This is a genomic window from Mycobacterium sp. SMC-14 (assembly GCF_046250075.1).
Classification (GTDB): domain Bacteria; phylum Actinomycetota; class Actinomycetes; order Mycobacteriales; family Mycobacteriaceae; genus Mycobacterium.
The window spans coordinates 3,608,119-3,628,339 of record NZ_CP176429.1; the positions used below are offsets into that span (position 1 = coordinate 3,608,119).

Consider the following 20,221-nt stretch of genomic DNA (forward strand, 5'->3'; position numbering starts at 1 on the left):
TCCCAAAACGGCCCGCCGGATCGCCCAGTGTGCGGTTTGATCGGCACTAATGCCGTTTTGCGACCGAGAACACACACTCGGCCGCAGCGCCCGCCTGATCAGTGCGAAAAGTGCTGCTGATCGTCGTAATGGCCCGCGGGCTTGACCCGGTCCAGGGCGGTCACCGATTTCATGATGTCGTCGAAAAGCGCCCGGGCAAGATCCGCCGACAGCCCCTCGCGGACCACGACGCGCAGCACTGCGACGTCCTCGGCGCCCTCCGGCATGGTGTAGGCCGGCACCTGCCAGCCGAACGTGCGCAACTCGTGGGACACGTCGAACTCGGTGTAGCCGCGCTCGCCGGCCAGCCGGCAGCTCACCACCGGGATCGCCGAACCGTCGCTGATCACCTCGAAGTGCTCAGATGCCGCCAGCTGATGCGACAGCCAGCGGGCGGTGTCGGACAGGGTCCGCATGACTTCGGTGTAGCCGGCGCGGCCCAGCCGCAGGAAGTTGTAGTACTGGCCGACGACCTGGTTGCCCGGCCGGGAGAAGTTCAGCGTGAACGTCGGCATGTCGCCGCCCAGGTAGTTGACCCGGAACACCAGCTCCTCGGGCAGATAGTCGGCGCTGCGCCACACCACGAAGCCGATGCCCGGATAGGTCAGGCCGTACTTGTGGCCGCTGACGTTGATCGAGACCACCCGCGGCAGCCGGAAATCCCACTTGAGGCCCGGGTGCAAGAAGGGCACCACGAATCCTCCGCTGGCGGCGTCCACGTGCACCGGCACGTCCGGCCCGCCGCCGGCGGCGAGGGTGTCCAGTGCCGCGCAGATCTGCTCGACCGGTTCGAGTTCGCCGGTGTAGGTGGTGCCCAGGATGCCCACCACGCCGATGGTGTTCTCGTCGACGGCGTCGATCACCTGCTCGGGCGTGATCACGTAGCGGTCCTGGCCCATCGGCAGGTAGCGGGGTTCGACGTCGAAGTAGCGGCAGAACTTCTCCCACACCACCTGGACGTTGGAGCCCATCACCAGGTTCGGAGTGCGACCCTTCCAGTCGTCACCGACCTGCTGGCGCCAGCGCCACTTCATCGCCAGCCCGCCCAGCATCACCGCCTCGCTGGACCCGACGGTGGACACCCCGATCGCGCTGGCGGGGTCGTCGTCGCGCAGGTTCTCGGCGTGGAACAGGTCGGCGACCATGGACACGCAGCGCTGCTCAATGGCCGCGGTGGCCGGGTATTCGTCCTTGTCGATCATGTTCTTGTCGAACGACTCCGCCATCAGCGCCGACGCTTCGGGGTCCATCCAGGTGGTCACGAAGGTGGCCAGATTCAGCCGGGAGCTGCCGTCGAGCATCAGTTCGTCGTGGATGAAGCGGTAGGCGGTCTGCGGGTCCATCGGGTCGTCGGGCAACCGCAGCGCCGGGACCGGCGAGGTGAACATCCGGCCGGTGTAGGCCGGAGCGATGGCATGCGCCGGCACGGACGGGTGGGAATGGGTCATGCGCGACTCTCCTCTATAGCTGGGCCAGGGCGGTGCGGATGTGGGCCAGGATGCGCGAGGCCGAGGTCGGGGTGTCGCCGGGGCCGGGGTCGGCGGCCGAGGCTGCGGCGGCGCGGGTGTGCACGAACGCGGCGGCGGCAGCGGCGTGGGCGGTGGGCAGGCCCGACGCCAACAGCGCGCCGATCATCCCGGAAAGCACGTCGCCGGAGCCCGCGGTGGCCGCCCATGACCCGCCCGACGGGTTGAGATAGACCGGGCCGTCGGGGTCGGCGATGACGGTGACGTTGCCTTTCAACAGCACAGTGCAGCGCATCTTCTCGGCCAGCTCGCGCGCCGCACCGACCCGGTCGGGTCCGGGTGGGTGCCCGGCCAACCGGGCGTATTCGCCGGCATGCGGGGTCAGCACCGTTGGGGCGTTGCGCTCGGCCACCAGGGCTGGGTGGGCGGCCAGGATGGTGAGCGCATCGGCGTCGACGATCACCGGCAGATCGGTGTCAAGCGCGAACCACAGTGCGGCGGCAGCCTGTTCGCCGGTGCCCAGACCCGGACCGACCGCCCAGGCCTGCACCTTCCCGGCGGCCGCCGGACTGGGTGCGGCGACCACTTCCGGCCAGTGCGAAACCACTTGGGCGTCAGCGCTTCCGGCGTAGCGCACCATCCCGGAGGTGGCGGCCACCGCTGCCCCGGCACACAGGATCGCCGCGCCCGGGTAGGTCGCCGAGCCGGCCAGGATTCCGGTGACGCCCTGGGTGTATTTGTCGTCGCGGGGACCGGGCGCCGGCCAGCAGGCCTCGACGTCGGCTGCGGTCACAGAGTGAATGTCGGTGTCCGGCAGCTCCAGGCCGATCTCGACGAGCTCGACCCGTCCGCACTGCCCCAATGCGTGCACCGGTTTGAGACCACCGAAGGTGACCGTGAGCGCGGCGTGCACCGCGGGACCGTCCGCCGCGCCGGTGTGCGGGTCCAGGCCGCTGGGGATGTCGACGGCCACCACCGGGATGCCTCGCGCATCGACGTCGGCGAAGATCTCGGCGGCGTGCGGCCGCAACGGGCCGCGCCCGGAGATGCCGACCACGCCGTCGATCACCAGATCCGTTGCGGGCGGCACGGTGTCGACGATCCGGCCGCCGGCATGTCTGAAGGCTGCGAGCCCTTTTGCGTGGGCGCGCCCGGGGTCAAGCAGGATGGCGCTGGCCGCCACGCCGCGTCGGCGCAGCAGGGTGGCCGCCCACAGCGCGTCGCCGCCGTTGTCGCCGGAACCCACCACCGCGCACAGGTTGCGCCCGGCTATCCCGCCGGTGCGCGCGGCCAGTTCCCCAGCGATCGCGGTCGCCAGCCCGAACGCGGCCCGGCGCATCAGCACCCCGTCGGGCAGGCTCGCCAACAGCGGTGCTTCGGCGGCGCGAATGACCTCGACGCTGTAGTAATGCCGCACTTGCCCTCCTCGCGCTGCTCGCGCTTGTCAGGCTAGTGGCCGCCGGCGGTACTCGGGTGATGTCGCAGCGGATGGTGGGGATGAGTCAGCGGGTAACAGCACAACCCGATCACCAGGGCGGCGGCGTGGCCGATCGCGGTGAAGTCGGGATTGATGAGCAGCGGCACGGTGAAGATGACGACCAGGCCGGCCAGGTAAACCCAGCGCCACGGCCGACGTATCCGGTAGGTGAGCACCGCCATCAACCCGACCAGGAAGTAACTGACGCCGATGTCGCGGGCGTAGGTGAGGCGCTCCGATTCCCGGTGCAGGTGGATCAGCGCGTACAGCGCACCCTCGCTGACGTAGGTGGCACCGACGTGGGAGATCAATCCGACCATCAGCCAACGCAGGTGGCCCAGCCAATGTTCGGCCGGCGCCAGGAACAGGGTGAACAGCACCAGGTACGGCGACCAGTCCTTGCCGTCGATCCACAGCAGGCTGGAGACCAGCACCTCCAGCGGGTCGGTGGCCAGATGGTGCAGGTTGGTGGATTGCTCGACGAGCATGGTGTGCAGGCGCCGGCCGACCAGGTGCTGGATGACGGTGGTGACTCCCAGCACCGCCAGCCACAGGTAGGTCAGCGGCGCGGTGTGCACGAAGTGCCACACCGCGGCCAGGCGCGTTCTGACGTCCGCCACGGCGTACAGCGTCGCATGGTTGATGCAGACACGGACAGACCGACCGCTGATAACGTCTCATGCCAGTGAGGCCCGTCCGCCTGTGACCGGCCCCGACGGGACGGGGGTGCCCCGATGAGCGAACCGCACGGTCCAACTCCCAATCCGTACGACCCAACACAATTTGCGCCCACCAGCCGGCCCATGCCGCCGCTGGGCGGACAGTTCCCGCCGTCGTGGCCACCCGGTCCACCGCCGCAACGCAACCGCCGATTGATTTGGGCTCTGCTGGGGCTGGTCATTGTGCTGACCGTGACCGCTGTAGTGCTCGGCGTGACCGTCGTCGGGCGCGACCGGCAGGAGAACGCGCATGCCACCGCAGAGTCCGGCTCCGGCGACAGGGCGCCGGTACCCGTCTCGGTGCTCGAGACCTTGCTGCCGGCCGCGGATGTCGTCCGCGACGCGACGGCCGACCCTGGGATCGGCATTGTGGACAAAGGCGAAAGCATGTTCCCCGGGGCCGTGGAGGAGAAATCATGCCAGGGGATGAGCTTCGTCGCCGCGGGCCCGGTCTATGCGGGCTCGGGTTGGACCAGCGTCCGCTGGCAGATTTGGAACAGTCCCGCCGAACCCAAACCGGAGAAGCTGGAGCATCAGATGTTGACATCGGTGGTGAGTTACCCCTCTGCCCAAGCCGCCCGCAGCTATTACCACAAACAGCGCACCGACTGGCAGTCGTGTTCTGACCGTACCGTCAACATGCGGGTAACAAACCTGGAGAACCCAACCGACGCTTTCTGGACCGTAGGAGCGGTCACCGAAAACGACGGTGTACTCAGTACCACCGGGATCAGTGAGGGCGGTGCCGGTTGGTCCTGCGGGCTCACGACCGCGGTGCGCAACAACATCATCACGCAGCTGAATTTGTGCGCCCTTACCCCGTCTGGCGATGCGGCACAGAAGGTCCTCGCCTCGATCACCGCGAAGATCGACGCGGCGGCCTGACTCGGGCACAAGCGGTTCGCGTCGATTCTCACCGCTGCGACGGCGTGCAGCTTCGCATTGTCAGTGCAGACCGTGATAGCCCAACCGCTGATAACGTCACACGCGAGTGAGGGCTGTCCGCCTGCGACCGGCCCCGTTGGGATGTGGGGGCATCAATGAGCGAACCGCACGGTCCGACACCCAATCAGTACACCCAGCCCCAATTTGCGCCGATGAACCGGCCCATCCAGCCATTCCCGGGCGGGCAATACCCGGTGCCGCCGCTGCCGCCTGGGCTCGGGGGACCCCCACCGGGGTCACCGGGGCCCAACCGCCGCAAGATGTGGGCGCTGTTGGCCACGGTCGCCGTGGTCGCGGTGATCGGCATCGTGCTCACCGTGACACTGTCCGGGCGTAGCCGGCACGACACGGCCAGGCCCGCCGCAAGAACGGAGACCTCGGCGACGGCATCGGCATCCGCTGACAAGTCACCGGTGCCGGTCTCCAAGATTGAGGAGTTGCTGCCTCGCCAGGAGGCTCTCGCCGCGGCAGTGGCCGATCCCGAACTCGGTGTCGTTATGAGTGGTGAGGCGATGGATGAGGTCACCGTGGTGGACGCGGACTGCCAGGGCATCAGTTCGGTCGCCTCGGGTCCCGTCTACGCCGGTACCGGTTGGACCGCGATCCGCTGGCAGCGCTGGTACAGCCCGCCCGACATCGACACCCACGACCTGAAGCACGGTCTGTTGGTGTCGGTGGCGACCTTTCCGCGGGCGGAGAACGCGCAGGCCTTCTACGCGAAGCAGAGCGACAAGTGGAAAAGGTGCGCCGGCCGCACCCTGAACATGACCGTGACCAGCGGCGACAATGAGCCACGCGTTTTCTGGACCGTCACCGAGGTCACCGAGTCCGATGAGCTGGTCAAGACGACCGCCATCAGTGAGGGCGGCGGCGGCTGGTCATGCCAGGACGCCCTGACCATCCGCAACAACGTCGTTGCGCAGGCCGATGTCTGCGGTAACAGCATCCCGGCCAATGCGGCGCAGGAGATCCTCGGCTCGATCGCCCCGAAGGTCGACGCGGCCGGCTGAGCTGACTTCCGACAGGCCCGACGGGAAGTGGAGTGCACCAATGAGTGAACCGCAGGGTCGGACTCCCAACCCCTATGATCCGATGCGATTCGCGCCGATCAACGGACCCGTCTCACCAGGCAGTCAGGCACCGCCGTTCTGGCCACCGAATCCACCACCGAATGGCGGCCGACGGCTGATATGGCTGCTGGTGGGGCTGATCTGCGTGCTGACGGCGATCGTCGTAGTACTCAGCGTGACCGTCGTAGGCCGTGACCGACACGAGATTGCCCAATCCCCCACCACGACATCGGCACCCGCGACATCGAGCCACCGGGCACCGTTTTCCGCCTCGGCCATCGACGGCCTGTTGCCGGACAGTGGCGTGGTGTCTACTGCGGTGCGCGCACCCGACATCGGCCTCGTCGCTCACGGCGACGGTATTGCCACCGAGGAGCCGGTGGATGCCGATTGTCAAGGTGTCATCGGCGTGGCTCCGCGGGACTACGCAGGCTCCGGGTGGACCGCTATCCGCTGGCAACAATGGAACAGTCCGGCCGATCTCGATCCCGCCAAGCTGTGGAAGCATGTGACGCTCAGCGTAGCCACCTACCCGCTAGCCGACGCAGCCCGGACGTTTTACACCAGTGAGAGCTCTGCGTGGCGGAAGTGCAACCTCCGTATTGTCAACAGCCGCGCTGCCAGTGCGACCGAATCACCCGATGTGCTCTGGTACGTCGGCAAGGTCAGCGACTCCGACGGAGTGCTCGCTGCCACTACGTCGAACGCCCGAGGCAACGGCTGGACGTGTCAATCCAGACTGACCGTGCGCAACAACGTCGTTGTCCGCGTCAACGCGTGCGGGTACAGCGATTCGGTAGCGGCAGTACAGACGCTGCTCGACTCGATCACCTCGAAGGTCGACGCGGCCGGGTGAGCCGCCGGCCACCCAATCCCTTGATCAGCCCCTGCGCCTCGCGTATCGTCCGATTCAATTTCGCGTCGCACAGTAGCGAATACAGGGAAAGGGCCGAGCCGTTGCGCAACCGCTACGCCGGGGAACCGTTCACCACCGCCGATGCTGAGATCGCCGCGGCCTTGGAGCAGGTCTCCATCCCCACGTTGTTGCTGTCGTGCGTGCACATCACCGGCGACCCCCGCTTTATCCGGGACTTCAGACAGAACGGGATCTTCCTCAACGAGATCCAGGGGTTCATGTCCGAAGAGGACAAGGCCCGGGCCCGCGCCGAAGCGCTGCCGGTGATCGCCGACTATCGCGATCGCGGCTGCCCGCAGCCCGCTCCCCTGCCTGCCGAGCTGGTCAAGGAGATGATGGACTGGGCGGCCTGCGAGACCGTGCCCGATGCCTATCTCGGGTTGCTCTCCGAAGAACTCGACCTCGACGGGGTCGACCCGCGCAGTCCAGCGCCGGTGGAACGCGCGGCGGAATTGTCGGTGGTGGTGATCGGCTGTGGCGAGTCGGGCGTGTTGGCCGGAATTCGGCTGGCCCAGGCCGGTATTCCCTTCACGATCATCGAGAAGAACGAGGGCCCGGGCGGAACGTGGTGGGAGAACGACTACCCGGGAGCTCGGGTGGATGTCGCGAACCATTTCTACTGCTACAGCTTCGAACCCAACAACGACTGGGGCCACTATTTCGCCGAACAACCCGAGCTGCGGGCATACTTCAGCGATCTGGTCACCAAACACGGCCTGACTGAACATATTCGGTGGGGCACCGAGGTCACCGACGCCGTCTGGGACGAGGGCGACGGAACCTGGACGCTGACCACCCGCACCGCCGACGGTGCGGTGTCCGCGCTGTCGGCGCGCGCGGTGATCACCGCGGTCGGTCAGCTCAATCGGCCGCATCTGCCCGATCTGGACGGGGCGGACGGTTTCGCCGGGCCGTCGTTTCACTCTGCGGCGTGGGATCACAGCGTCGACCTGACCGGTAAGCGGGTCGCGCTGATCGGGGCGGGCGCCAGTGGATTTCAGATCGCACCGGCGATTGCGGAGAAAGTGGCTCATCTGACGGTGTTTCAGCGCACCGCACAGTGGATGTTCCCCAACCCGATGTATCACGACGCGGTCGACGGCGGGGTGCGCTGGGCGTTGGAGCACCTGCCGTTCTACGGCCGCTGGTACCGCTTCCTGCTGCTGTGGCCCGGCGCCGACAAGGGCCTGGAGGCCGCCCGGGTAGACCCGGACTATCCCGACCAGGACTACGCGGTGAGCGAGATCAACGCCCTGGCCCGGCAGATGTTCACCGGCTGGATCACCGATCAGGTGGGCGACGACGACGAGTTGCTGGCCAAGGTGCTGCCGGACTATCCGGCGACCGGCAAGCGCACCCTGCAGGACAACGGCACCTGGCTCAAAACCCTGCGGCGCGAGAATGTCGAACTGGACCGCACCGCCATTCGGCAAATCACCCCGCAAGGCGTGGAGACCGACGACGGCGTCCACCACGAGGTGGATGTGATCGTGTACGCCACCGGTTTTCGGCACACCGATGTGTTGTGGCCGATGCGCATCACCGGCCGCGACGGCACCGATCTGCACGCGCTGTGGGGCAGCAAGCCGTACGCGTATCTGGGCATCACCGTGCCCGGCTTCCCGAACTTCTTTGTGCTCTACGGCCCCGGCGCGCATCTGGCACACGGCGGCAGCCTGATCTTCAACTCCGAGTTGGAGATGCGCTACATCGACGCCTGCCTGGCCAAGCTCGCCGATGAACAGCTGCACTCGATCGAGCCGACCGTGCGGGCGGCCACCGAGTGGCATCAGGCCACCCAGGCCGCGATCACCAAGACGGTGTGGGCGCATCCGGCGGTCAAGCATTCCTACTTCAAGAACGCCGACGGCGAGATCCATACCGTGAGCCCGTGGCGGCTCGACGAGTACTGGTCGGCGGTGCGTGAACCAGATTGGTCGCAGTTCGTCATCGCAAAGGAGCGCTGAGTTGAGCGGAGTCGTCGTCACCGGGGCAGCATCGGGAATCGGCCGGGCCTGCGCCCAGGCCCTGGTCGCCGACGGCCGCCGGGTTGCGTTGTGGGACATAGCCCCAACGGTCCTGAACGTGGCCGAGAATTTGGGAATGCCCGGTGCGGTGATCGACGTCTGCGACGACGCCGGGATGCCCGCCGCGGTCGCGGTAGCGGCTGAGGCGCTGGACGGAATCGACGGGCTGGTGCATGCCGCGGGCCGGGTGCTGCCCGAACCGGTGGGCGCCTACACCGGCGAATCCTGGGACGCTGTGATGAGCGTCAACCTGCGTGCCCAGGCGATGCTGGTGCAGTTGATGCTGCCTCACCTGGAGGCCGTCGCCCGAGCCGGCGGCGACCCGGCGGTGGTCGGTATCTCGAGCATCGAAGGGCTGACCGCCAACCCGTTCATCCCGGCCTACTGCGCCTCCAAGGCCGGACTGCTGGGGCTGACCAGGTCGATGGCCGCCCAGCTGGGTCCGGCCGGAATCCGTATCAACGCGGTCTGCCCTGGCTTCATCGAAACACCGATGCTGCAGATCGCACTCGACGTCGAAGAAGTCGCGGCCGGCTTTGTGGCCGCCGCGCCGCTGGGGCGGATCGGTCAGCCTGCCGAGGTCGCCCAGGCGGTGGCGTTCCTGATGTCGCCCCGGGCGTCGTTCATCACCGGAACCCAGATCGTCGTCGACGGCGGAGTCACCGCCCGGCATCCGTGAGGTTTAGAAGACCCAACTCTGCGGTGCGGCGATGACGAAGCCGTGGGCGGCCACCGGACTCACCGCACCGCGCACCTGGGGCTCCTTGAGCACACAGACCAAGTCGGTGGAGGGCGGAACCCCGCAGACCATCGACTGGGCGGGTGAGAAGTCCCAGAACACGATCTTGTGGCCCACCGGAAGTTTTGCGGCCGGGGGGTTTCCGGCGAGCAGCGAGTCCGGCGGAGCGGGAAGGAAACGCGCCGGGATGCTTTCCTTCCCGTAGATCCCGGGCAGCTGTACCGAGCCGGCGTCGCGCGGCGCCCCCGGAATGTCGCCCTCACAGTTGACCTCGTGGGTGATCCTGCCCTGCCGCGCCCGGCAGACCAGCCCCGATTCGGTAGCGAAGACGACGTTGGGAGCCTGCTGCAGGTCGCTGACCGAGCCGGGCAGCGGTCCGCTGTCATCGATCAGGGAGTCCACGTCGGGAAAGCCCGGTGCCGCCACGGCGTTCGGCACCGTCATCAGCAGTGCAGCCGAGCTGACCGCCACTACCAGTGCTCGCCGCACCACCCGAAGCCTCCCTGTTCGCCGTCAGATCTTCAAAACTACGAGCGGCGGGCTCGCTGGTCAATGTCGCCGGCCACGGTGCGCATGGCCGAAGCGGCGATCGCTTCCTGTAGGCCCCGCGTTGCCAACTCATCGGCCAGCTCGTTGTCGGCGACCCCCGAATGACCTTTCACCCAGAACCACTCGACCTGGTGACGTGCGCAGGCGGCCTGAAGCCGTTGCCACAGGTCGACGTTCTTCACCGGCTGCTTGGCGGCGGTAAGCCAGCCGTTGCGTTCCCAGCCTGACACCCACTTGGTGATGCCATTGCGGACATACGTGCTGTCGGTGTGCAGATGTACCACCGCGGGCCGGGTGAGGGCTTCCAGCGCCGCGATCGGCGCGGTCAGCTCCATCCGGTTGTTGCTCGTCTCGCCGGGCTCACCACCGCACATCTCGCGGACGTGGTGGCGCATGCGCAGCACCGCGCCCCACCCACCGGGGCCCGGGTTGGGGCGGCACCCACCGTCGGTATGGATGACGACCACGTCATCGGTGGATTCGGTCATCGGCCGAGGATAGGCGGCGAGATCATCGCGGTGCGGACCGACATACCCAGATCGCGATGCCGCAGCGTGGTGATCCGGCGACCGGGCTGCACGGCGTCCTTCACCGGCAACGTGCGCTCGCCGAAGAACGACGCCGTCGCCTCGATATCGGCGACGACGTAGGTGATACCCCACAGCGATGACGGGCCGTCCGCCTCCGTGTCGGGCGACCCGACGACTTCCAGGATCACCGCACCCAGCCGGAAGAAGATCTGCCGCATCGGCCGGCCGCCGAGTTCGGCGTCGCGGACCCGGCGCGACTGCAGTCCGACGGCAACCAATGCCTCGACGGTGCGAGGCAGGTTGGGGGACAACAGCACAACGTGATCGATCGAGATCACGCCGTTCGGATGCGTGGCCGGCTCGGTGGCCACCGCAATGGAACGGGAGGTGGGGATACCGTCGAGCGGGCCGCCGGAGGGCAAGCCCTGCAGCGCCCACCCGAGGATGCCGGTGCCGCCCCCGGTCAGCCGCAGCCGAACCTCACCCACCCGGCAGACGTCGTCGGGGTCCACGCTGAACCCCGCCGACCGCCACGTGTCAGCCGGATCGGCAAGATGGAGTTCGTCGACGGTGACCGACATGCCGCTCACAGTACTGCGGCTTGCCGCGCATCTTGTCAGGCCGGTGTGACGGGCTCGGGTTTCAGGTCGCGCCACCAGCAGTAGATGAACAGCAGCATCGACATCACCAGCGCGACGATCACCCAGAGCGTGATCGTGACGTCAATCCAGGATCCGATCGGCGGAGCGTCCGGCAGCGCGTTTCGCAGCGGGACCACCGCGAAAAGCATTGCCGCATACCAGGTCGTCATCGGCGGCTGGAATTTGCGCCAGCCCAGGAACGTCAGGTTCGCGACGACGACGGCCACCGCGGCAAGGGCGATCAAGACGCCTACGATCACGGCACCGAACGCCATGGTGCTCGGCGACCGGTGCAGCGTGATGCGGTATGGGCCACCATCCTCGCGGTCGCTGACAATCTCGTTCTTCCAACCGGCGATATGGTCGACGAACGTCACCGACATCCGTTCCGGAATCGTGGCATCCCCGCGCACGACATCGACGGTGATCGGCCCGGTCTGATAGTGGTCGAACGGCCACTTCGCCGAGTTACCGGAGATGGTCAAGGGCACCGGGAACTCACCGGGCACCATGCCCTTCGTCCAGGTGCGCTTCGTCGGCGTGACCGCGGAGTGCACCGCGATGCTCAGTTCTTCGGTGAGCCCATGCCGGACAGGATCGAGCAGATCGGCCCCCGGGGTGATGGTGACCTTGCCGGTCAATGTGCCCTTGACCGTCTGGAGGTCCTCGATGTCGATGGTCACGGTGGTGCCGTCGGCCGACGCCAGACCTTCGGTGAGGTGGCGCGGGCATCCACACCCCGCGCGCTCATACAGCGCAACGGTGACGAGGTAGGACGCGACGAAGAAGATCGTCATGCCGAGAATCAGAAGCAGTCTGGGCCGGTTGACGTGAACAGCAGGCTCAACGTTGGACAAGTCTGTTCTCCCTCACTCGGTCAGCTTCGCAGTCGACAACAACGGCTGCATCGTCTCATCGCCGCCGCGAATGCCGCCGAGTTTTCGGCGGACGGGCGCCACACAATCGAGCTGCTGCAATCAGATTCCGGCACTGCCGCGAATCTGTGCCGCGTTAGAAGACTTCGCTGTTCGGCGCGGAGATGACGAATCCGTGCGTCACCGCCGGGCCGCCGCTCTTGGCGCCGTTCTCGCGCGCAGCCTTGAGCACACAGGCCACCTCGGTACCCATCGGTGCGCCGCAGACCAGCGATTCGGTGGGCGAGAAATCCCAGAACACGATCTTGTGGCCGGGCGCCAACATGATCGACGGAACCTTTGCGGGATCGCCGAGGAGCCCGGCGGGCGCCATCGACATGAACTGTGCCGGGCCGTTGCCGTCGGCGTAGACGGTCCCAAGGCTGACGCTGCGGGTTCCCGCCGGGGCGCCAACGAGATTCCCGGCACAGGCCACACTGTGCGTCACTTTCCCGCGACTCTTCCGGCAGGCCAGACCCGACGGGGTGGTAAACGCCAGATCCGGGATTCCGGTGAGGTCAGCGACCGAACCGGGCAGCGGTCCGCTGTCGTCGAAGAGCGGGCCCAGGTCGGGAACCTCGTTCGCCGCACCGGCATTCGGCGCCTGCGCCAGCACCGCCATCGCGGCGCACACCACCGCCAACAATTGTCGCACTGAATGCTCCCGCTACTCGACGGTGACTGACTTGGCCAGGTTGCGCGGCTTGTCCACGTCGTAGCCGCGAGCCTGCGCCACCCCGGCGGCAAACACCTGCAGCGGGATGGTCGACAGCAGCGGCTGGTACAGCGTTGACACCGCAGGGATTTCGATCAGATGGTCGGCGTAGGGACGCACCGTCTCGTCGCCCTCCTCGGCGATCACGATGGTGACGGCACCGCGGGCCTGGATCTCGCGAATGTTGGAGAGCAGCTTGGAGTGCAACATCGCCGCGTTCTTGGGCGAAGGCATCACGACGATCACCGGAAGGTCGTCCTCGATCAGTGCGATCGGGCCATGCTTGAGTTCACCGGCGGCAAAGCCTTCGGCGTGCATGTAGGCCAGTTCCTTGAGCTTGAGCGCGCCTTCCAGTGCCACCGGGTAGCCGACGTGGCGACCAAGAAAGAGCACCGCACTCGATGACGCGAACTGCCGCGCCAACTCGGCGACCGAGTCGATGCCTTCCAGCACATGCGACACCAGTTCGGGCATCGCCTCCAGTTGCCGGTATTCGTGCTCGACTTCGTCCGGGTACTTGGTACCCCGGGCCTGCGCCAGCGCCAGACCGACCAGGTAGTTCGCGGTGATCTGGGCCAGGAACGTCTTCGTGGACGCGACACCGATCTCCGGTCCGGCCCGGGTATAGAGCACCGCGTCGCACTCCCGCGGGATCTGCGAGCCGTTGGTGTTGCAGACCGCGAGCACCTTGGCCTTCTGCTCCTTGGCGTGCCGGACAGCCTCCAGGGTGTCGGCGGTTTCGCCCGACTGGCTGATCGCCACCACCAGGGTGCTGCGGTCCAGCACCGGGTCGCGGTAACGGAACTCACTGGCCAGTTCGACTTCCACCGGCAGCCGCGTCCAGTGCTCGATCGCGTACTTGGCCAACAGACCGGAGTGGTACGCGGTGCCGCAGGCCACGACGAACACCTTGTCGATCTCGCGCAGCTCCTGGTCGCTCAGGCGCTGCTCGTCGAGCACGATCCGGCCGTCCTCGAAGTGCCCCAGCAGGGTTTCGGCCACCGCGGTGGGCTGCTCAGCGATCTCCTTGAGCATGAAGTACTCGTAGCCGCCCTTCTCGGCGGCAGACAGGTCCCAGTCGATGTGAAAACGCCGGGCGTTGGCGGCGTCGTCGTTGCCCGCGAAATCGGTGATGCGGTAGTCGTCGGCGGTGATGACCACCGCCTGGTCCTGCCCAAGCTCGACGGCTTCGCGGGTGAAGGGGATGAACGCCGCCACGTCGGAGCCCAGGAACATCTCGCCGTCACCGATACCGACCACCAGCGGGGTGGACCGACGGGCCGCCACGATCGTGCCCGGCTCGTCGGCGTGGGCGAACACCACGGTGAAGTGGCCCTCCAGCCGGCGGAGCACCGCCAGCGCCGAGGCGACGAAGTCCCCGGCGGTGTCACCGTCCCGGTATTGGCGGGCCAGCAGGTGGACTGTCACCTCGCTGTCGGTCTCGCTGGTGAACTCCACTCCGGCGCGTTCCAGCTCGTCGCGCAGCACCGCGAAGTTCTCGATGATGCCGTTGTGCACCACGGCGAACTTGCCGGCCGCGTCGCAGTGCGGGTGGGCGTTGTGGTCGGTGGGGCGGCCATGAGTTGCCCAGCGGGTATGGCCCAGCCCGGTGCCCCCGGCCAGCAGCGCGGGATCGGTCGCGGCCAGTTCGGCTTCTAAGTTGGCCAGCCGGCCCGCTCGGCGCCGAACGGTCAGCTGCCCGATTCCGTCGACGACGGCGATGCCCGCGGAGTCATAGCCCCGGTATTCCATGCGACGCAGGGCCTCGACGACGACGTCGCGAGCAGGGCGTTGCCCGACGTAGCCGACGATTCCACACATAGCTGTTCAGGGTAGTGCACCGGCAGCCCGGTCCCGTCAACCGCGCAGGTCAGTGGCTTCCCGGCTGCGAGCCGTGGAACTACCGTTTCAGGCCGAGGCTTGCCGCTACTCGCTACTGCGCACCACCGAACAGGTCTGCCAACAGGGCGCCGAAGTCGAAGTCGGTAGCCGCGCCAGGATCCGGCTCAACCTCGGGAGGAGGCCCGTCGAAGTCCAGGTCGCCAGTGAGCAGTAATGCGATCACCTGCTCCAAGCCGGCCAACGCGCCGGCCAACCCGACCCCCTGCCCCGGGCCGAAGGTCAGGTCGAGGGTGAGTGGGTCGGTGACCGAAATGGTGATTCCGAGCGCGTTGAGGATCGAGCCGCCGCCGTAGATGGGCGGAGGGAGTTCCTCCGCGGACAACGCATCGATATTGCCGCCGACTTCTCCCGGGGACAGCAGCCCGCCGAAGGCGAAGCTCAGGCCGGAAACGGCGACGCCCTCCGGCAGCAGGCCGGCGTCGGCGACTATCGGGATCAACGCGTCCAGGTTGAGCGTGGCGCCGTTGAGTAGGCCGTTGAACATATTGGCCGGAATGTTGATCAGCTCCTGCAACGCCGCCGTGGTGTCCGGGTTGTCGCCGCCGAGATTGGCGCTGATGGCTTCGATGCTGTTGATGAGCGCCACCAACGGCGACAGGGACGGCCCCAGTGCGCCGATCAGCAACCCGGACAGCGGCGAGGCCAAGACCTGGACGATCTCCGGGATCGGGTCGGGAATTGCCGGGATGAGCCCGGGAGCCAAGGCTTCCCCTTGGTTGCTGAGCAGGCCGTAAAGCAAGAAGTTGCCCAGGAAGAAGTCTGGACTCCCAATCCCACCGTCGCCCGACGGGAGGCTGGTCGTAAATTCAGCCAGCGGGTTGAGGAAGCCCTTCTGGTCACCACCAAGGAACGTCAGGGCGGCACCCAGCTGTTCGAGGTCCAGGTTGCTCAGATCGGCGTTGCTGAGCGCTTCGCTCAGTGCGCTGTTGGCGTCCTGCATCGCGGTCTGCAGGTGCTCGAAGTTGACTTCCGCGGTATTGAAGGCGTCGGCCCAAGCCCCCGTGAAATCGATATCGGCGGTCAACGCGACGTCATGAACCGTGTGAGCTTCGAGCAACGGCGTGGCCACCGGCGTGACAGTGATCATGCCCGCACCTACCAGCGCGATTCCGGCGGTGACGAAGGGGCGCAGTGTCGGATTCATTTGAGCAACTCCTCAAGATCCAGTGTCTTGCCAGCGGAAATAACTGAGTGTGAGGAAGATCATATTTAATAAATAGCTGTGACGCAAGGCTCAGTTCCCAGATTTCCGGCATCGCTGCCGGGCGTTTCGGCACCGACGCGGCGTTTTCGACTCCGACACTTTCTTGGGCTGCTCCCAGCACGTTGCGGCCAACCCGGCTCAGCTCCGGTCCCCAGCGGTTATGTTGGGAATCCGCACGAAGACCCGAGGCGGGGTCGGCCAGCAAACGACGGTCTAGGTGACGACATGCCAGAGGACAACCCAGCCACCGCGCGCACCCTGGTGGAACTGCTACGTCAGCAGGCCGATCGCTATCGGGACAAGGTCGCGTTCGTGTTCGCCCCGGATGGCCTGGAGGAACAGGGGCGGCTGACCTACGCCGAACTCGACCGCAGCGCGCGGGCGATCGCGGCCGCCCTGCAACAACAGGGAGCGGCGGGACGCCGCGTGCTTGTCATCTGCCGGCCGGGCCTCGACAGCGTCGCGGCCTACTTCGGCTGCCTGTACGCCGGCGCGGTTGCCGTGCCGGTGCAGGATCGGCTTGGGCGATTGACGCTGATCGCCCCCGATGCGCGGGCCGGTTTCGCCCTGGCGGACTCCGCGACACAAGACAAACTCAGGGCGAAGGTCGACGGTATGACCAAACGGCCGCTGCGATGGCTGGCCCCGGACGACCCCGGCGCGGACCCGGACAGCTGGGCGCCGCCGGACATCGGCGCCGACAGCACAGCGATGCTGCAGTACACCTCGGGCTCCACCAGGGCGCCCAAGGGCGTCGTCCTGACGCACGGCAATCTACTGGCCAACCTGGTCGCGATCCATGAGGCGTGGGGCGGCGACGACCAGAAAGTCGCAGTCTGCTGGCTGCCCCAGCACCACGACATGGGCTTGATCGGCGGCATCCTGCAGAGCATCTACGTCGGCGGCAACACCGTGCTGATGTCGCCGGCCGGCTTCATCACTCGCCCGATGCGCTGGCTGGAGGCCATGTCCCGGTACCGCGCCACCATCGCCACCGCACCGAATTTCGCCTACCAGCTCTGCGTCGAGCGCAGCACCGCCGAGGAACGCGCGGCGCTGGATCTGTCGCAGTGGTCGACCGCGATGAACGGTGCCGAACCGGTACAGGCCGACACCCTGCGCGCCTTCGCCGAGGCTTTCGCGCCCGCCGGTTTCCGGCCGGAGGCGTTCCTACCGGTGTACGGCTTGGCCGAAGCCACCCTGCTGGTCTCGGGCGGATCGGACGCCACCGCACCGGTGATCCGCTGCATCGACCGCACCGCGCTCGGCGAAGATCGGGTCGTCGAGATCACCGACGCCGCCGACGACGATCCCGGCGTCGTGGAGCTGGTCGGGTGCGGCCGCCCTCGAGGCGATCAGCAGATCGTGATCGCCGACCCGGAGACTCGCCGGCGCCGCGGCGCCGAGCAGGTTGGCGAGATCTGGGTCTCCGGCCCGTGCGTCGCCCACGGCTACCGAGGCAAACCGGAGGACACCGAGCAGACGTTCGGCGCCTACCTGGCCGACACCGGCGAAGGACCCTTCCTGCGCACCGGCGATCTGGGCTTCCTGCGAGCCGGCGAGGTGTTCATCGCCGGGCGCTGCAAGGACCTGATCATTCTCCGCGGCAACAACTACTACCCCAACGACATCGAAAAGACGGTGCAGGGCAGTCATTCAGCGCTGTTGTCCGGGCGCGGCGCGGCCTTTTCGGTGACGCCGAAACCGGGTTCCGGCGAACAACTCGTGGTGGTACAGGAAGTCGGAGCCACCGGCGACCCCGCCGCCCTCACCCGCCTGCTGGACGCGATCAAAGCGGCGATCACCCGCCACCATGGCATCGGGGCCCACACCGTCGCCCTGGTTGAGCCGGGCTCGATCCCGACCACCTCCAGCGGCAAAATCCAACGGCAGGCCGCCCGGCAGAAGTTCCTCGACGGAGGGTTCACCGTATTGGCGCAATGGCGAGCCGCGCAGGGATCCGGCAGCGCTCCCGCGCAGCCCCTGGCGGCGGCCCAGACCGCCGCTGCGGCGCAGCGGGCGGTGGCGCTGCAGTACTGGAAGGCACGGCAGGGCTGAGAGCTCAACGTACGAACCGGCGTGCGTTACGGTCATCAGATGGCCAGCATCAAGCGCCTTTACGCCGCGTTGACCCGTCCCGGACCGCATCGCGTCCTGCGCGGAAACCTGGCCTATGCGGGCCTGGCCGGGGTCGTGTACTCCCCACAGTCCGGGTATCGACTTCCCGCGGTGGCCTTCGGCCACGACTGGCTGACCGGGGCCGATCGCTACGCCGGATTGCTGGAACACCTGGCCTCGTGGGGCATCGTGGCAGCGGCCCCCGACACCGGACGGGGGCTGGCACCCTCGGCGCTGGATCTGGCCGCTGACCTGGGCCGAGCCCTGGAGATCGCCACCGAGGTCCGATTGGGGCCGGGCCGGATCAGTGTCGATCGGGACCGACTCGCGGTGGCCGGTCACGGATTCGGCGGCTCGGCCGCGGTGTTCGCTGCGGCCACATTATCGGTGAAACCCAAAGCGGTGGCGGCGATTTTCCCGACCGTCACCACCCCGCCCGCCGAGCAGGCGGCGTTGACGCTGGACGTCCCGGGCGTGGTGTTCAGCAGTCCCGACGACCCGAAAGCACTGCGCTCCAACGCGATAGAGCTGGCGCATGCGTGGCAGCATTCCACCCTGCGGGTGATCGGCAAGGTGTCGCCGGCCGGTCTTCCACAGGGCCGCCGACTGACCGGCTTCTTCGGCTTGCCCACCTCGGACCGGCGCACCCAGCGGCGGGTCCGGGCACTGCTGACCGGATATCTGCTTGCACAGCTGGTGGGCGACAAGACGTTCCGAGAATTCGCCAATCCGCGGGCGACCCTGCCTAAGACCGAGTCATTAGACACTCTGCCGGAGCCGGTGAGCCCGGAAGAGAAGATCGCCGCACTGTTCAAGTAGTGCGCGGGAAGCGATCGCGGCCGCCGGGATGGAATCCGACGGCCGCAACCGCTGTGGTGTCTAGACGTCGGACAACATGTCGCCGATCGGGTCGAGCCCGAACAGGGGCGGGACCTGGTCGGCGCCCTTGCCATCCCAGTTGTCGCCGAGCAGCACCCCCATGACCTGCGACCACTGCTCCATCGCCGCGATCGGACCGATGGGCACGCTGTCGAGGGTCAGCGTGTCAAGGATCGGAACACCGGTGAGCGTCAGACCCAGGCTGTTGAAGATCGACCCGCCCACCGGGTCCACCGTGGTGCCGTCGGCAAAGGTGTAGGTGCCCTGATCGCCGGCCCCGCCCGCGATGCCGGGGCTGAGCAGTCCGCCGAAGGCGAAGTCGAGCGCGGTGAGCTCCATGCCCTCCGGCAAGACACCCGCGTCGTTGATCGCCGGCAGCAACGCATCCAGGTTGAGATCGGCACCGTTGAGGAACCCGTTGACCATATTGGCGGGAATATTGAGCAGATCGTTGAACGCCGCCTCGAAGTCCGGGGTGTCACCGTTCAGGGCATTGGTAACGTCGGTGACGCTGTTGACCAACGCCACCAGCGGGCTGATAGAAGGTCCGAGGGACCCGACCAGCATGGCGCTCAACGGCGACGACAGGAACTGCAGAATGTCGGTCACCTGATCGGGGTCGATCCCGGAGTCTTCGGGCAGGAAGCCGGGCAACAGGCTGACCATGAGGCCGCGCAACCCGTCGAGGGTATGCGGGGTCACCGCATCCCAGATGGCCTTGCCGGCGTCCTCGGAGGTGTCGACGTTCAGCGTCAGCGCCGACCCCAGCATCTGGAAGTTGCCCTGGATCTCAGTGAGCGCGTCCTGGACGGTCTTGGTGCCGTCGGAGACCTCCGCCCAGAGGGCTTGCTGGTTGACGATGAACTGCTGCAGCCCCACCTCGGGGGCGATCAGGTAGTTGTTGGCGAGCTGCGTGGCATTGGCGGACGCGGTGTTGAAGACGTTCTGCCACGTGTCAAGGAAGCCCTCACCGGCGGTGAGTCGCAGCGCTGGCGCAGGCGCGACGGCCGACGCGGTGACCACCGGAGCGACAGCGATCGTGCTGGCGCCCAGCACCGCTACACCCGCGGTGACGTAGGGACGAAGTGATTGGTGCATCGACATCTCCTCAAATTTCCGTTGCGCGCCCCTTAGGCGCCATATCAATTCATGCAACACAACTGACATTAGGCTGAGAAATAATGCAGATGTTCGGATCGGCAAAATTCACCAATATCCAGCGGGAAGCCCGAGACTTCGATTCCCTATACACCAATAGTTTTCAGATAACCACAGATCACAACGACTTTCCAGCGACCTCACACCTATTGACGTGCGCGCAAGATTACATCTTGCGGCCAAATGTCCATCTTGATGAAAGCCATTCTCCAA

18 protein-coding genes are annotated in these 20,221 nt (G+C 66.9%); 7 read left to right on the forward strand and 11 right to left on the reverse strand.

Annotated features, from left to right (window positions below):
* Window positions 1-98: 98 nt before the first annotated feature.
* The 3 genes from ACKY0W_RS17150 to ACKY0W_RS17160 are packed head-to-tail and all read right to left on the reverse strand — an operon-like array spanning window position 99 to window position 3,602.
* On the reverse strand, window positions 99-1,487 hold the full coding sequence (locus ACKY0W_RS17150; protein ID WP_409435050.1) for a glutamate decarboxylase: 1,389 nt from the start codon (window positions 1,485-1,487) through the stop codon (window positions 99-101).
* Window positions 1,488-1,500: 13 nt separating this feature from the next.
* Window positions 1,501-2,922: an NAD(P)H-hydrate dehydratase gene (locus tag ACKY0W_RS17155; protein WP_409435051.1), complete on the reverse strand. Its 1,422-nt coding sequence runs from the start codon at window positions 2,920-2,922 to the stop codon at window positions 1,501-1,503.
* A gap of 32 nt (window positions 2,923-2,954) precedes the next feature.
* Window positions 2,955-3,602 carry a rhomboid-like protein gene (locus tag ACKY0W_RS17160; RefSeq protein ID WP_409435052.1) on the reverse strand — a complete coding sequence of 216 codons (648 nt, stop codon included), beginning with the start codon at window positions 3,600-3,602 and terminating at the stop codon, window positions 2,955-2,957.
* 114 nt (window positions 3,603-3,716) lie between these two features.
* Between ACKY0W_RS17160 and ACKY0W_RS17165 the strand changes: the two genes are divergently transcribed.
* The 5 genes from ACKY0W_RS17165 (at window position 3,717) to ACKY0W_RS17185 (ending at window position 9,338) form a co-directional block, all read left to right on the forward strand.
* On the forward strand, window positions 3,717-4,586 hold the full coding sequence (locus ACKY0W_RS17165) for a sensor domain-containing protein (RefSeq protein WP_409435053.1): 870 nt from the start codon (window positions 3,717-3,719) through the stop codon (window positions 4,584-4,586).
* A 155-nt stretch (window positions 4,587-4,741) separates the two neighbouring features.
* Window positions 4,742-5,656, forward strand: coding sequence for a sensor domain-containing protein (locus ACKY0W_RS17170; RefSeq protein WP_409435054.1), 915 nt, complete (start codon window positions 4,742-4,744; stop codon window positions 5,654-5,656).
* A gap of 40 nt (window positions 5,657-5,696) precedes the next feature.
* The gene (locus ACKY0W_RS17175) at window positions 5,697-6,572 is read left to right on the forward strand and encodes a sensor domain-containing protein (RefSeq protein WP_409435055.1); all 876 of its coding nucleotides are present in this window, start codon (window positions 5,697-5,699) and stop codon (window positions 6,570-6,572) included.
* Window positions 6,573-6,673: 101 nt separating this feature from the next.
* Entirely contained in the window at window positions 6,674-8,599 is a 1,926-nt protein-coding gene (locus ACKY0W_RS17180; protein WP_409435056.1) for a flavin-containing monooxygenase, read from the forward strand.
* Between the two features lies 1 nt (window position 8,600).
* Complete coding sequence (locus ACKY0W_RS17185; protein ID WP_409435057.1) at window positions 8,601-9,338, forward strand: SDR family NAD(P)-dependent oxidoreductase; 738 nt, start codon at window positions 8,601-8,603, stop codon at window positions 9,336-9,338.
* A 3-nt stretch (window positions 9,339-9,341) separates the two neighbouring features.
* Here the strand turns inward: ACKY0W_RS17185 and ACKY0W_RS17190 are convergent, their stop codons facing one another.
* From ACKY0W_RS17190 to gjpA (ACKY0W_RS17220), 7 genes are all read right to left on the reverse strand, one after another.
* A complete protein-coding gene (locus ACKY0W_RS17190; RefSeq protein WP_409435058.1) occupies window positions 9,342-9,890 on the reverse strand; it encodes a hypothetical protein in 549 nt (182 codons plus the stop codon).
* Window positions 9,891-9,925: 35 nt separating this feature from the next.
* Complete coding sequence (rnhA, locus tag ACKY0W_RS17195) at window positions 9,926-10,435, reverse strand: ribonuclease HI (RefSeq protein WP_409435059.1); 510 nt, start codon at window positions 10,433-10,435, stop codon at window positions 9,926-9,928.
* On the reverse strand, window positions 10,432-11,058 hold the full coding sequence (locus ACKY0W_RS17200) for a glyoxalase (protein WP_409435060.1): 627 nt from the start codon (window positions 11,056-11,058) through the stop codon (window positions 10,432-10,434). Before ACKY0W_RS17200 ends, rnhA begins: the two co-directional genes overlap by 4 nt.
* A gap of 35 nt (window positions 11,059-11,093) precedes the next feature.
* Window positions 11,094-11,915: a DUF4436 domain-containing protein gene (locus ACKY0W_RS17205; protein ID WP_409435061.1), complete on the reverse strand. Its 822-nt coding sequence runs from the start codon at window positions 11,913-11,915 to the stop codon at window positions 11,094-11,096.
* Between the two features lie 214 nt (window positions 11,916-12,129).
* Entirely contained in the window at window positions 12,130-12,687 is a 558-nt protein-coding gene (locus tag ACKY0W_RS17210; RefSeq protein ID WP_409435062.1) for a hypothetical protein, read from the reverse strand.
* 12 nt (window positions 12,688-12,699) lie between these two features.
* A complete protein-coding gene (gene glmS, locus ACKY0W_RS17215; RefSeq protein WP_409435063.1) occupies window positions 12,700-14,568 on the reverse strand; it encodes a glutamine--fructose-6-phosphate transaminase (isomerizing) in 1,869 nt (622 codons plus the stop codon).
* A gap of 112 nt (window positions 14,569-14,680) precedes the next feature.
* On the reverse strand, window positions 14,681-15,793 hold the full coding sequence (gjpA, locus tag ACKY0W_RS17220) for an outer membrane porin GjpA (RefSeq protein ID WP_409435064.1): 1,113 nt from the start codon (window positions 15,791-15,793) through the stop codon (window positions 14,681-14,683).
* Between the two features lie 285 nt (window positions 15,794-16,078).
* On the opposite strand from gjpA (ACKY0W_RS17220), the gene ACKY0W_RS17225 reads away from it, so the two are divergent.
* Complete coding sequence (locus tag ACKY0W_RS17225) at window positions 16,079-17,911, forward strand: fatty acyl-AMP ligase (protein ID WP_409435065.1); 1,833 nt, start codon at window positions 16,079-16,081, stop codon at window positions 17,909-17,911.
* 39 nt (window positions 17,912-17,950) lie between these two features.
* On the forward strand, window positions 17,951-18,790 hold the full coding sequence (locus ACKY0W_RS17230) for a dienelactone hydrolase family protein (protein WP_409435066.1): 840 nt from the start codon (window positions 17,951-17,953) through the stop codon (window positions 18,788-18,790).
* A 60-nt stretch (window positions 18,791-18,850) separates the two neighbouring features.
* Here the strand turns inward: ACKY0W_RS17230 and gjpA (ACKY0W_RS17235) are convergent, their stop codons facing one another.
* Window positions 18,851-19,948 (reverse strand): outer membrane porin GjpA, encoded by a 1,098-nt coding sequence (gjpA, locus tag ACKY0W_RS17235; RefSeq protein WP_409435067.1) that lies wholly within the window; start codon window positions 19,946-19,948, stop codon window positions 18,851-18,853.
* Window positions 19,949-20,221 lie beyond the last annotated feature (273 nt).

Coding starts and splice junctions, on each gene's coding strand:
- ACKY0W_RS17150 (WP_409435050.1), bottom strand. CDS start 1,487: ATGACCCATTCCCACCCGTCCGTGCCGGCGCATGCCATCGCTCCGGCC.
- ACKY0W_RS17165 (WP_409435053.1), top strand. CDS start 3,717: ATGAGCGAACCGCACGGTCCAACTCCCAATCCGTACGACCCAACACAA.
- ACKY0W_RS17170 (WP_409435054.1), top strand. CDS start 4,742: ATGAGCGAACCGCACGGTCCGACACCCAATCAGTACACCCAGCCCCAA.
- ACKY0W_RS17175 (WP_409435055.1), top strand. CDS start 5,697: ATGAGTGAACCGCAGGGTCGGACTCCCAACCCCTATGATCCGATGCGA.
- rnhA (WP_409435059.1), bottom strand. CDS start 10,435: ATGACCGAATCCACCGATGACGTGGTCGTCATCCATACCGACGGTGGG.
- ACKY0W_RS17200 (WP_409435060.1), bottom strand. CDS start 11,058: ATGTCGGTCACCGTCGACGAACTCCATCTTGCCGATCCGGCTGACACG.
- ACKY0W_RS17205 (WP_409435061.1), bottom strand. CDS start 11,915: ATGACGATCTTCTTCGTCGCGTCCTACCTCGTCACCGTTGCGCTGTAT.
- glmS (WP_409435063.1), bottom strand. CDS start 14,568: ATGTGTGGAATCGTCGGCTACGTCGGGCAACGCCCTGCTCGCGACGTC.
- gjpA (WP_409435064.1), bottom strand. CDS start 15,793: ATGAATCCGACACTGCGCCCCTTCGTCACCGCCGGAATCGCGCTGGTA.
- ACKY0W_RS17225 (WP_409435065.1), top strand. CDS start 16,079: ATGCCAGAGGACAACCCAGCCACCGCGCGCACCCTGGTGGAACTGCTA.
- ACKY0W_RS17230 (WP_409435066.1), top strand. CDS start 17,951: ATGGCCAGCATCAAGCGCCTTTACGCCGCGTTGACCCGTCCCGGACCG.
- gjpA (WP_409435067.1), bottom strand. CDS start 19,948: ATGCACCAATCACTTCGTCCCTACGTCACCGCGGGTGTAGCGGTGCTG.